Below are 11899 nucleotides of genomic sequence, written 5' to 3' on the forward strand. Positions count from 1 at the left end.
GAGCGGGCCGTCGTCGCTCAGTGCCAGGCCTCCGGTGCGCGGTCGCACCGGAGGCCCTTCGGCGGGACGGAGGGAAGGTCAGCGGGCCCGGGAACCGGGACGCGTCACGTCACGCCGTCAGCGCTGGAGTGTCAGCAGGCCCGGCCGGTAGGGCAGGAGGCCGTAGTCCGGGGGGTTGATGTTGGGGTTGCGGCCCTGGTAGAGCAGCTGGAGGTTGCAGGGGTCGACGGTCATGGTCTGGTCGGCGCTGACGCGCAGCAGCTCGCCGTGGCTGATGTCGTTGGTCCAGGTGGCGCCGCTGTTGGCCTTGCCGGCGAACGGGTTGGCCTCGGTGGCGGCCTGAGGGGTCCACGAACCGTTCAGGCTGGTGGCGGTGAAGGACCGGAAGTAGCGGCCCTGGGAACCGATCGCCTCGACGATCATGAGGTAGCGGTTCTGGTTCTGCAGCTTGTAGACCTGCACGGCCTCGAAGAGGTTGTTGGTCGTGTCGCTCATGATGACGGTCGAGGTCGAGCCGAAGTTGCCGGGGAAGTTCCCGATCGGCATGCCGGCGCGGTAGATCTTGCCGTTGTCGCCGGCGAAGAACAGGTACATGTTCGTACCGTCACCGATGACGGCCTGGTCGATGGGGCCGGTGTTGGAACCGGTGATGCTGCCGGAGAACAGGGTCTGCGGGGCCGACCAGCCGTTGGGGTTGGTGGGGTCGGTGGAGGTGCGGTAGGAGAAGGCCGGGCCGCCCCACTGGTAGGCCAGCACCCAGATGTTCTTGGGCGCGAAGTAGAACAGCGAGGGCGCCACCGTGCCGGACGACATCGCGTTCTGGCTGGCCGAGGCCATCTCCGACCAGTTGGTGAACAGGCCGAAGTTCATCGAGCCCCAGGACGTGCCGTTGTCGTGGGTGGTGGCGTAGACGAGCTGCTTGCCCTGGTAGGGGGCGACGGTGAAGTCCTTGAGCGAGACCCAGCCCGACCTCGGGTTGGCCAGCACGCCGGTGGAGTTCCAGCGGTACGTCGAGGGAAGGTTGCAGGTGCCGCCGGTCGGCGTCACGGTCGGGGTCGGGGTGGGGGTCACCGAGGTGCCGCTCCAGGTCCACTTCTGGTTGTTGCCGCCGTGGCAGGAGTAGAGGTGGAGCAGGGTGCCGTTGGCGGTCCCGGCGCCCACGGCGTCCAGGCACAGCCCGGACTGCACGCCGACGATGGTGCCGTCGGAGTTGACGCGCCACTTCTGGTTGTCACCGCCGTGGCAGCCGTAGATCTGCGCCTTGGCGTTGTTGGCGGTACCACCGGCGTCCAGGCACTTGTTGCCGTAGACCTTGAACTCACCGGCCGCGGTGTAGGTCCACTGCTGGTTGGGGTTGGTGTGGCAGTCCCACAGGTTCAGCTGGGTGCCGTCGGTGGTGCTGGAGCCGGGCACGTCCACGCACCGGCTGGAGGCCACGCCTCTGATCTGCCCGGTACCGGTGCCACCCGTGGGGGTGACCGTCGGGGTGGGGCCGGGTGTGGGGCCGGGTCCCGCCGCGTTGAGGGCGTTCAGGACGGAGGTGTAGGCGGCCTTCTTGTTGCCGTTGCCGTCGAACAGCAGCGGGGTGGTGCCGGAGCCCAGCCAGGAGTCGCTGTCGCGTACGCCCCAGACGGTGATGCCGGTGCAGCGCGGCACGGCCAGGCAGTCGTTGACCACGTTGGCGTAGGTGGTCACCGAGCCGCCCACGATGTCCAGCTCGGTGATCTGCACGTCCACGCCCAGCGCGGCGAAGCTGGAGATGGTCGTGCGGTAGTTGCTGTTGTAGGCGCTGTTGCTGTTGAAGTGCGACTGCAGGCCCACGCAGTCGATCGGCACGCCGCGGGCCTTGAAGTCGCGGACCATGTTGTAGACGCCCTGCGTCTTGGCCCAGCTCCAGTTGTCGATGTTGTAGTCGTTGTAGCACAGCTTGGCGGCCGGGTCGGCGGCCCGCGCGGTGCGGAAGGCGACCTCGATCCAGTCGTTGCCGGTGCGCTGCAGGTTGGAGTCGCGCCGGCCGCCGGAGTTACCGTCGGCGAAGGCCTCGTTGACCACGTCCCAGGCGTAGATCTTGCCCTTGTAGTGGTTCATCACACCGTTGATGTGATTGATCATCGCCTGGCGCAGGGGGGCGCCCTCCATCGAGCGCATCCAGTTGGGCTGCTGGTTGTGCCAGGCCAGGGTGTGGCCCCGCACCCGCTTGCCGTTCTGAACGGCCCAGTTGTAGACGCGGTCGCCGCCGCTGAAGTTGAACTGGTTCTGGTTGGGCTCGGTGGCGTCGATCTTCATCTCGTTCTCGGCCGTGATCATGTTGAACTCACGGTTGGCGATGGTCGTGTACGTCGAGTCACCGAGCTTGCCCGCGGTGATCGCGGCGCCGAAGTAGCGGCCGCTCTGGGCCGCGGCGGCGCCGAGAGTGCTCGCCGCGGCGCTGACCGAGGTGGTGCCGGCGGTGCCCGTGGAAGCGGCGCCGGCCGCCACCGGGCCGGTCACCGCCGTGAGCGTGCCGAGCACGAGGGTGCCGAGGGCACCGGTGATCAGAGCCCGGCGAAGACCGCCGAAGGGCCGACGGGTCCGGGGTGGGGGTATGGCGTTGGTGCCCATGCCTGAGCCTCCATAACTGCATCACAGAAACGCGGAAACGGGTGGTCACGGGGAGACGCCCCGCGGGATCGACGCCGCGTTCCGTCATCGGGGAACGCACACCACCGGGCGTCGTGACCGACGGCCCCTGCCGCTCACCACCGACGTGGACAGGGGGCCGTCTCGGGGACTCAGTGTGGAAACTATTACAAAATGTGTCAAGCTAATCTGGCAAGCTCTCGTACCGCTATATGACACACATGTCGCGCACCTGCGCCGACGCCTCCCGGCTCCCTGAAAACCGGGGCTCCGGACCACTGCGGCATGACCTTTCCTGTGAAATTTTCATCACATCGTCCTGTCCGCACCGATGAGACGGTCCATGAACGGCAGATGAGGCGAGCGCGCTCTCGTGGCCTTCGCCGGGTTATGTTTCGTACTCTTGACAGCCGCTTCCCGTCTGGTGTTTGCTCCGCTCCACCACCACAATCGTCCGGCAGAGAAGGAGCCACGACCGGCAGGCAGGATGTTAACGCTCACATCACGCTGTTGCTCCACGAACGCGTGCTCGGCGACCACCGTGACCCCCGGCGGACACCACGTCGGGACCTTCCCCCACGGACGCCGATCTCTTGACAGGAGGTTCTCTCGCGCGGCGGAGACCCGGATCGGCCTGGCACGCCTGGTCTCGCGGTTCCCGGGCCCGTCCCGGTGGGCCCCGGTCCCGCGGTCCGGCGGCGAGGACCGCCCGGCCGCCGGCGCCGAGGCGACCGCCCCGGCCCTGCCCGCCCCCTCGTGTTCACCGCCGGCGAGCAGACGGACCGGAGCCGACCTTTGCCATATGACGACGTTCGTCCTCGCGTCGGGACGTGAGCGCGGGGGGATGACACCCCGCAGACCGGCCGGGAGCGGTCCGACCTGATCGGCCGGCCCGCCGGGCACGGGGAGCGCGGAGCGGGGCCGGTCGGCCGGCCGTCGCGGCGCGCGCCGCCCCGACCGTCCCTGGAACCGGAGCGCGCCGATGGACGTACCCGCTGTCGTCTGGTGGTTCACGATCGCCGGCATCGCCGGTCTGCTGCTGTTCGACTTCGTCTTCCACGTGCGCAAGGCGCACGTGCCCACCCTGTCCGAGGCCACCCGCTGGTCGGCCGCCTACGTCGGTGTCGCGCTCCTGTTCGGCGTCGGCGTGTGGGTCTTCGGCGGGACCGTGATGGGGATCGAGTACTTCGCCGGGTACGTGACGGAGAAGGCGCTGTCGGTCGACAACCTGTTCGTCTTCCTCGTCATCATGTCCAGCTTCAAGGTGCCGCGCGCGGACCAGCAGAAGGTCCTGCTCTTCGGGATCGTCTTCTCCCTGGTCGCCCGGGCCGGTTTCATCTTCCTGGGCGCCGCGTTGATCAACTCGTTCGCCTGGGTGTTCTACCTGTTCGGCCTCATCCTGCTCATCACCGCAGGCAACCTGCTCAGGCCGGAGGGCGAGGACGGCCACTCCGCCGACAACATCGTGATCCGCCTGGCCAGGAAGGTGTTCCACACCTCCGACACCTACGACGGCGACAGGTTGTTCACCGTCCAGGACGGCAGGCGCGTCATGACGCCCATGCTGCTCGTCATGGTCGCCATCGGCGGCACCGACATCCTGTTCGCGCTGGACTCCATCCCGGCCATCTTCGGGCTGACGGAGAACGTGTACGTGGTGTTCACGGCCACGGCGTTCTCGCTGCTCGGCCTGCGCCAGCTGTACTTCCTCATCGACGGGCTGCTGGACCGCCTCATCTACCTCAGCTACGGTCTCGCCGTGATCCTGGGCTTCATCGGCGTGAAGCTCATGCTGCACGCCCTGCACGAGAACAACGTCCCGTTCATCAACGACGGCCGGCCGGTCCCGGTGGTGGAGATCGGCACCGGCCTGTCGCTGGGGGTGATCATCGGCGTCCTCGTCGTCACCGTGCTCGTCTCGCTGTTCAGTCCCAAGGGCAGGGCGCAGAACGCCGTCTCGGCGGCGCGGCGCCATGCCACGGAGTACCTGGAGGTCGAGAACGATCCCGCCCGGCGTGAGGAGATCTTCGCCGCGCTGCTCCACGAGATCGAGGAGATCAAGAGGCTTCCGGAAAGGTACCGGGCGAGGATCCGCGAGCAGGACAGGCTGATGGCCCTGCTGAACAGGGCGTGCGAGGTGCACGACTCCTCCTCGCCGTTCCCGTCGCCCCCGTCGTCCCCGCCGCTCGGCGGCCGGGACGGGTGAGCCCCCGGATCAGCGGACGTGCCGATGCGCCGCCGGCCGTCCGGCCAGTTCCGTCTCCAGGGCGGCCAGGTAGCGCTCGTGGCCCGCGCGGAGCCTGTCGGCACCGAAGATCAGGGAGACCAGCGGGCCCGCGAGGCTCTCCCGCATGGTTACCCGGGTGCGTCCGCCCGGCAGGGCCTCCAGCTGCTGCTGGTCGACGGCCTTGTAGCCGAGGACCACGCCGCTCCAGGTGAGCTCGCGTCCGGGGGCGACGACGGCGAACCTGGAGGTGATCCTCACCCCGCCGAGCCTCCAGCGGAAGGTGGCCCCTGGCACCGTCTCGCCGAGCTGCAGCACCTCGTACCCCGGGGCCCACCGGGGCCAGTTCCGAAGGTCGGAGATCACTTCCCAGACCTGGGCGGGCGTCGCGTCGACGACGACGCTGGACGCCGAGGTCACGGGCGCCTCGGTGTCGATCCGGCCCCGGGCGGCGTACTCGGCGTGCAGGACCGCTGACGAGGGGCCGCGGTAGAACAGCTTGCGCATGATCACTCCTATGGGTTCGAGAGCAATGCTCTCGAGCCTGAGCAGTGATGTCAAGAGCAGTGCTCTCGTTTTGGTTTTACGCTCTTCTGTCGCGCCGCCCGCCTCCCGTGCGAGGTGGTTCCGGGTGCCGGGTCAGGCGGCCGACCAGCCGCCGTCCACCGGGACGATCGCGCCGTTGACGAACGAGGCGGCGTCGGAGGCGAGGAAGAGGGCGGCGTCGGCCATCCGCTCGGGCTCGGCCATCCGCTCGCCGAGGGCGAGCACCGGGCCGAGCCGGGCGATGCCGGCCGGGTCGAACGTCGCGTTCGTGGCGATGCCGGTCATGGTGGGGCCGGGCAGGATGGCGTTGCAGCGGATGCCCTCCCTGGCGTACGCCCAGGCCACGCTGCGGGTCAGGCCGACGACGCCGTGCTTGGACGCGGTGTAGGCCGCCCCGGCCGCGCCGCCGCGCACGCCCGCCTCGGAGGCGGTGTTGACGATCGCGCCGCGTCCCCGGCTCAGCATGTGCGGCAGGACGGCGTGCGTGACCAGGAAGGTGCCGGTCAGGTTGACCCGCAGGACCCGCTCCCACATCGCGACGGGGATGTCGGCGGGCAGGGCCATGCTGTCGAGGACGCCGGCGTTGTTGCACAGCACGTCGAGACGGCCGTACGCGCCGATCGCGGCCTCGACCAGCGCGGTGACCGACGCCTCGTCGGAGACGTCGGCGGTCACGGCGACGGCCGCGTCCCCGATGTCGTCGGCCGTGCGTCCGGCGCTCGCGGCGTCGATGTCGCAGACCACGACGCGCGCGCCCGCCCCGGCGAAGGCGACGGCCATCGCCCTGCCGATTCCGGAGCCCGCGCCCGTGACGAGGGCGACGCGGTCGTCGAAGGTGAGGTGGGTCAAGGGGTCACTCTTCCGATCGGTGAGGGGGCGGGGGCGCCGGGCGGGAAGCGGTACGGGGGCGCGGGGACACGGGGACACGGGAGCGCGGCCGTGCCGGACGGGACGGTGCCGTGACCCCGCCGGACCCGCGGCTCCGAACAACCGGACAACACTGTCCGGTCGTTACCATAGCCGCCATGCCTGCCGTGCGTCGACCCAACAGAGGACCGAGCGCCGCGGCGGAGAACCGGGCGGCGCTGATGGCGGCGGCCCGCGTGGTCTTCGCCGACGCCGGGTACGACGCACCGCTCAGCGCGGTCGCCCGCGTGGCCGGGGTAGGGCAGGGAAGCCTCTACCGGCACTTTCCCGACCGCGTCAGCCTGGCGCTGGCCGTGTTCGAGGACAGCGTCGCCGACCTGGAGGCGCTGGCCGCCGAGCCCGGCACCACCCTGGCCGACGTGCTGGACCTGCTCACCGAGCAGGCGATCGCCTCGACCGCGTTCATCAACATGGTCAGCGTGCCGCCCGAGCCCGACCCCCGGATCGTCGAGGTGCGGGACCGCGTGGCCGGGGTGCTGGAGAGCGGGCTTCCCGAGGCCCGGCGTGCCGGTCACGTCCGCGCGGACATGACGGCCGACGACCTGGTCCTGGCCGTGGGCATGCTGGCCGGGCTGCTGGCCAGGATCCCGGCGGCCGAGCGGGCCCCGGCCGCCGAGCAGATGTGGAGGCTGCTCCGCAGGGGGATCGAGCCGTGAACGGAGCCGTCCGGGCCTACTCGGAGGGGATCGTCCGGGTGGCCTGGACGGCGCGGCGCAACCGGCCGTCGGCGGAGAGCTCCCCGAACATGTAGATCTCGCTGGTGACGGTCCTGCCCTTGCGCATCTGCGCGACGAGCCGGTACCGGACGGCGACCTGGTCGCCGTCCACCAGCACCTGCTCCACCTCGACGCGGACATCGGCGACCTGCTTGCGGGCCGGGCGGATGTGGTCGAGCAATCGCTGCCGGTCCAGCCGTACCCCGTCGGTGACCACCTCGTAGTCCGGCGTGTGGTAGCGGTCCAGCACGGTCGCCGGGTCCTCGTCGCTCAGCGCCGCCTCCCGCGGGTAGCGGGTCAGGTAGCCGGTCAGATCGGCGCGGGGCGTCATGTGGTCTCCCTGGATCGACTTATCTTTGACATCGTGTGCACGATAACGCCGGATGCTAGATTGGACAACGTGTCAGAGATGACGGGTGGCCGACGCCGGCGACGGCGCTCGGACGGCGAGCGCAGTGCCGCCGCCGTGCTCGCCGCCGCCGTCCAGGTGCTCGGCCGGCGGCCGGACGCGAAGGTGGAGGAGATCGCCGCCGCGGCCGGCGTCACCCGCCAGACCGTGTACGCCCACTACCCGTCCCGGCCGCTGCTGGTGGCCGCGGCCGTCGACCATCTCACCGCAGAGACCGTCGCCGCCCTCGATCTCGCCGACGTGGACGGCCGGACCGCCACGGAGACGCTGCTGAGCTGGCTGGACGTCACCTGGCGGATGTTCGACCGGTACCGGCTGCTCCTGCACTCCTCGGTGACCGCCGCCGACCCCGCGGAATCCGACCGGCAGCACGCCACGGTCGCCGATCGCCTCGGGAAGCTGATCGGACGCGGCCAGGCCACCGGTGAGTTCGAGGGCGGCCTCGACCCGGCCTGGCTGGTCTCCGCGACCATCGCGCTCGGTCACGCGGCCGGTGCCGAGGTCGCCGCCGGCCGCATGACCGGCGCGCAGGCGTCGGCGGCGCTCCGCCACAGCATCCTGAGCGTGTACGGCGCCCGCACCCCGGGGCCGCCCGCGACCGGGCCGTCCCGGCATACTTGATCTCATGCAGCGTCGCTTCCGGCAGGTCGATGTCTTCACCACCGTCCCCTACCGGGGCAACCCCGTCGCCGTCGTGCTCGACGCGGAAGGGCTGAGCGCCGAGGAGATGCTCGGGTTCGCGCGCTGGACGAACCTGTCGGAGACCACCTTCGTGCTGCCCCCGCAGGCGCCCGGCGCGGACTACCGGGTGCGGATCTTCACCCCGGGCCTGGAACTGCCCTTCGCCGGGCACCCGACGCTGGGCACCTGCCACGCCTGGCTGTCGTCGGGCGGGGTGCCGGCGAGGTCCGGCGTGGTCGTCCAGGAGTGCGGGCTCGGCCTGGTCCCGGTCCGCCCGACCGCGGACGGCCCCGCCTTCGCCGCACCCCGGCTGCTGCGCTCCGGACCGGTCGAGGAGGAGGTGGTCGAGCGCGTCGCGCGCTCGCTCGGCATCGCCCGCGCCGACATCCTGGACGCCGAATGGGCCGACAACGGGCCCGGCTGGGTGGCCGTCCTGCTGTCGAGCGCGGAGGAGGTGCTCGCGCTGCGGCCCGGGATCGTCGACCTCGATGTGGGCGTGGTGGGCCCGTACCCGCCGGGATCCCCCGAGGCGTTCGAGGTCCGGGCGTTCTTCCCCAAGGACGGGGCCACGGCCGAGGACCCGGTGACCGGGAGCCTGAACGCCTCGCTCGCGCAGTGGCTGCTGCGCACCGGCCGGGCCGAGGCGCCGTACGTGGCGAGCCAGGGGACCGTGCTCGGGCGCGCCGGGCGCGCCCACGTCTCCCGCGACCCCGACGGGACGATCTGGGTCGCGGGCGGCACGGTCACCTGCGTCACCGGCCACGTCGAGCTGTAGATCCCGGGCCCGCCGTGCCGCGACGCCGCGCGGGGGTCAGGTGACCGGGACGATCCTCGCCTCGACGAGGCGGCCGTCCTCGACGCGCAGCGTGCCCAGGGTGCCGTGCGGCTGGCGGCGGCGGTCGGTGGGCGAGCCCGGGTTGAAGATCCGCAGGCCGTCCGCGGCCTGGTCCATCGGGATGTGGGAGTGCCCGAACACCACCAGGTCGGCCGAGGGGAAGCGGCGCCGCATCCGGGCGAGCCGTCCCTGGGCCGTCCCGCTGTCGTGGATCATCGCCACCCGCAGCCCGCCGAGGTCCAGCTCCAGGGTCTCGGGGGCGACCACGTCCGGCCCGTCGTTGTTGCCCTTGACCACGTGGACCGGGGCGTAGGCGGCCAGCTCGTCGATCACCCCGCCGACGCAGACGTCCCCCGCGTGCAGGATCAGGTCCGCCCCCCGCAGGTGCTCGGCCACGGCGGGCGGGCACGCCTTCCACCTCCGGGGCGCGTGGGTGTCGGAGAGCACGACCACGTTCATACGCCCATGCTCCCACCGGCCCGCGCCCGGTCGAAGTACGTCTCCACGACACGCGTGTGCAGCGGGAACGCCAGCTCCCGGGGCCCGTCGATCACCAGCCACTCCGAGGTCTCCGGCGTGGCCGCGACCGCCGGGAGACGGGCCGCGTCGGTCCTCGGCCCCTGGGCGAAGATCAGCACGGTGCCGTCGGGGGCGCTGAGCACGTCGAGGAGCCGCACCTCGTCCACGTCGACGTCGATCCCGGTCTCCTCGCGCAGCTCCCGCACGGCCGCCCGCTGCCAGGACTCGCCCATGTCGACGAAGCCGCCGGGCAGGGCCAGGGCGCCCCGGTGCGGTTCGACGGCGCGCCGGATCACCAGCAGGCCGTCGTCCACCGGCAGCACCATCACCGCGACCGGCAGCGGGTTGAGGTAGGCGGTGTTGCCGCAGCCGGAGCAGGTACGCGGCCACGCCTGACCGGGCGCGAAGGCCGCGCCGCAGAAGGAACAGTGGGAGTTCTTGGTCGTCACCACGGTGAGACTAGACCAGGCCCGGTGGCCGCGGGGTTCAACGGCCCACACGCCGGCGACGCACGCGGACGCCGAGCGGAACGGCACCGGGCAACGCCTGGAGCGCCGGCGAGGCCGGTGCCGCGGCGAGCGGCGGCGGCACGCTGCCGGGAACCGCGGCGTCCACCCCGGCCGTCGCCCACGGCACGGGGCCGACCGGCGTGCGGGACATCTGGATCTCGCCGGAAATCAGGGTGAAACCATCTGACGGGTCCGGACAGGTAAAGGGTGTCGGATCTGCCGGATGAGAGAAGAAAGCGTGCCCCACCATGACCGCAAACGGCGCTTCGAGGTGATTTACGTTGCCAACTATGCCGACATCCTTGCTTATGTCCGGCGACGTACCGACTCCCACGAGGACGCCGCCGACGCTCTCGCCGAGACGTTCACCACCGCCTGGCGCCGCCTGGACGACATCCCCGAGGGACGGGACGCGCGCCTGTGGCTGTTCGGCGTGGCCCGCCGGGTGCTGGCCAACGGCCGCCGCGCCGAGTCGCGCCGCAGCGAGCTGATGGAGCGGTTCGGCCGGCAGCTCGCCGTGTGGGCGGAACACGCCGAGGCCGGCGAGAGCCTGGCGGGCGTGCGGGAGGCGTTCGCGCGGCTGAGCGCCGGCGACCGGGAGATCCTCTCGCTGGCCGGCTGGGAGGGACTGAGCTCCGATGAGATCGCCACCGTCGTGGGCTGCTCGCGGGCCAACGCCCGGCTGCGGTTGCACCGGGCCCGCAAACGGCTGGCCGGGCACCTGGACGCGGCCGGTGTCGACATGGCACGCATCGGCCTGCGTGCCGTCGCGATGACGAAGGGGGTTGCGTGATGCACGAGATCGACCGCCTGGTGGCCGGTATCGCACCCGATCCCGGTCCCGGCACGACGCCGATCGCCAGGGAGCTGATGGAGGAGATCACCTCGATCGCCGTCCCCGAGCCCGTCCCCGCCCTCGATCCCCGCCGCCGCGACCGGCTCGCCTTTCCCCGGCCGCGCAGGTGGGCGGCCGTGCCGGTGCTGACCGCGCTGGCGGCCCTGCTGTCCTTCGGTGTCGCCCAGACGCCCGCCTCCGCCGCGCTCGACATCGAACTGGTGGACGACCACTACGTGATCACGGTGAAGGACCTGCTGGCCGAGCCCGAGGCGTACGAGCGCGAACTCAGGGCCAGGGGCCTGAACATCACGCTGCGGCTGGCGCCGACCTCGGCCGGCCGGGCCGGAGAACTTGTCGTGATCAACGATATGGACCTGCTGAGGTCGGGCAGGACGGTACCCGCCGACGGTCCGATCATCGCCATCGACGCCCCGGGGCCCTGCGAGAGGTTCACCGGCTGCCCCATCGGGGTGAAGGTGCCGGCCGACTTCGACAAGAAGGCCCGGATCACGCTCGGCAGGCGGGCCGAGCCCGGTGAGAAGTACCAGATGCCGCCCGGGATCGCCACGCCCGGAGAGCCCCTGCACTGCGTGGACTACGTCGGCAGGCCCGTCGACGAGGTGACGGCCATGCTGCGCGAGCGCGGCGTGACGGCGTCGTACACCGCCCACGGCGAGCCCTCCGGCTTCACTCCTCCCGGCGACTGGTACGTGCACGACGGCGTCATGAGCGCCGACGGTCAGGCACTCCTGCTGGTCGGCGCCGAGCCCGGCCCCCTGAGCGGCCCGGCGCCGGAGCCCGGCTGCTGACCCGGGCCCGGTACCGAGGACTTCTCCCGGGGCGCGCGGCCGAGCGCGCCCCACCACCGCCATGCGTCGTCCCCGGCATGCGCGGACCCCCGTCATGCCCCACGATCGGATCTCGCGTGCTCACCGACACCCGCGTCGCGCCGCCCGCGCGGCGCCCCCTCGCCGGCCACCGCCTCATCGCCGTGCTGCTGCTCCTGGCCGCCGCGCTGCGGGTGGTGACGATGCTCGGCTACCGCCCCGCCACGCTCTACTGGTACGCTCCTTCAC

12 protein-coding genes are annotated in these 11899 nt (G+C 71.4%); 6 read left to right on the plus strand and 6 right to left on the minus strand.

What is annotated here, in order from left to right:
* Positions 1 to 117: 117 nt before the first annotated feature.
* Complete coding sequence (locus tag ACZ6RT_RS18520; protein ID WP_470154906.1) at positions 118 to 2601, minus strand: non-reducing end alpha-L-arabinofuranosidase family hydrolase; 2484 nt, start codon at positions 2599 to 2601, stop codon at positions 118 to 120.
* Between the two features lie 1000 nt (positions 2602 to 3601).
* Between ACZ6RT_RS18520 and ACZ6RT_RS18525 the strand changes: the two genes are divergently transcribed.
* A complete protein-coding gene (locus tag ACZ6RT_RS18525) occupies positions 3602 to 4825 on the plus strand; it encodes a TerC family protein (protein WP_470154907.1) in 1224 nt (407 codons plus the stop codon).
* Between the two features lie 9 nt (positions 4826 to 4834).
* On the opposite strand, the gene ACZ6RT_RS18530 is transcribed toward ACZ6RT_RS18525, so the two are convergent.
* Positions 4835 to 5350, minus strand: coding sequence for an SRPBCC family protein (locus ACZ6RT_RS18530; protein WP_399195716.1), 516 nt, complete (start codon positions 5348 to 5350; stop codon positions 4835 to 4837).
* A 132-nt stretch (positions 5351 to 5482) separates the two neighbouring features.
* The gene (locus tag ACZ6RT_RS18535) at positions 5483 to 6238 is read right to left on the minus strand and encodes an SDR family NAD(P)-dependent oxidoreductase (protein WP_399195714.1); all 756 of its coding nucleotides are present in this window, start codon (positions 6236 to 6238) and stop codon (positions 5483 to 5485) included.
* A gap of 176 nt (positions 6239 to 6414) precedes the next feature.
* Here ACZ6RT_RS18535 and ACZ6RT_RS18540 point away from each other — a divergent pair, with 176 nt between their 5' ends.
* Positions 6415 to 6972 carry a TetR family transcriptional regulator gene (locus ACZ6RT_RS18540; RefSeq protein WP_399195712.1) on the plus strand — a complete coding sequence of 186 codons (558 nt, stop codon included), beginning with the start codon at positions 6415 to 6417 and terminating at the stop codon, positions 6970 to 6972.
* Between the two features lie 16 nt (positions 6973 to 6988).
* On the opposite strand, the gene ACZ6RT_RS18545 is transcribed toward ACZ6RT_RS18540, so the two are convergent.
* Positions 6989 to 7363 carry a nuclear transport factor 2 family protein gene (locus tag ACZ6RT_RS18545; RefSeq protein WP_470154909.1) on the minus strand — a complete coding sequence of 125 codons (375 nt, stop codon included), beginning with the start codon at positions 7361 to 7363 and terminating at the stop codon, positions 6989 to 6991.
* A gap of 78 nt (positions 7364 to 7441) precedes the next feature.
* Between ACZ6RT_RS18545 and ACZ6RT_RS18550 the strand changes: the two genes are divergently transcribed.
* Both ACZ6RT_RS18550 and ACZ6RT_RS18555 read left to right on the plus strand, forming a co-directional pair.
* Positions 7442 to 8062 carry a TetR/AcrR family transcriptional regulator gene (locus ACZ6RT_RS18550; protein ID WP_470155054.1) on the plus strand — a complete coding sequence of 207 codons (621 nt, stop codon included), beginning with the start codon at positions 7442 to 7444 and terminating at the stop codon, positions 8060 to 8062.
* 4 nt (positions 8063 to 8066) lie between these two features.
* Positions 8067 to 8897, plus strand: coding sequence for a PhzF family phenazine biosynthesis protein (locus tag ACZ6RT_RS18555; protein WP_470154911.1), 831 nt, complete (start codon positions 8067 to 8069; stop codon positions 8895 to 8897).
* A 36-nt stretch (positions 8898 to 8933) separates the two neighbouring features.
* Here ACZ6RT_RS18555 and ACZ6RT_RS18560 read toward each other — a convergent pair whose 3' ends face one another.
* Positions 8934 to 9416, minus strand: coding sequence for a metallophosphoesterase family protein (locus tag ACZ6RT_RS18560; protein WP_399195706.1), 483 nt, complete (start codon positions 9414 to 9416; stop codon positions 8934 to 8936).
* The gene (locus tag ACZ6RT_RS18565; protein WP_470154913.1) at positions 9413 to 9925 is read right to left on the minus strand and encodes an NUDIX domain-containing protein; all 513 of its coding nucleotides are present in this window, start codon (positions 9923 to 9925) and stop codon (positions 9413 to 9415) included. The genes ACZ6RT_RS18560 and ACZ6RT_RS18565 overlap by 4 nt, the downstream gene beginning before the upstream one ends.
* A 298-nt stretch (positions 9926 to 10223) precedes the next feature.
* Here ACZ6RT_RS18565 and ACZ6RT_RS18570 point away from each other — a divergent pair, with 298 nt between their 5' ends.
* Both ACZ6RT_RS18570 and ACZ6RT_RS18575 read left to right on the plus strand, forming a co-directional pair.
* Positions 10224 to 10778, plus strand: coding sequence for an RNA polymerase sigma factor (locus ACZ6RT_RS18570; protein WP_470154914.1), 555 nt, complete (start codon positions 10224 to 10226; stop codon positions 10776 to 10778).
* Positions 10778 to 11632 carry a hypothetical protein gene (locus ACZ6RT_RS18575; protein WP_470154915.1) on the plus strand — a complete coding sequence of 285 codons (855 nt, stop codon included), beginning with the start codon at positions 10778 to 10780 and terminating at the stop codon, positions 11630 to 11632. Before ACZ6RT_RS18570 ends, ACZ6RT_RS18575 begins: the two co-directional genes overlap by 1 nt.
* Positions 11633 to 11899 lie beyond the last annotated feature (267 nt).

The sequence above is a fragment of the Streptosporangium sp. NPDC050148 genome (genome assembly GCF_055586505.1).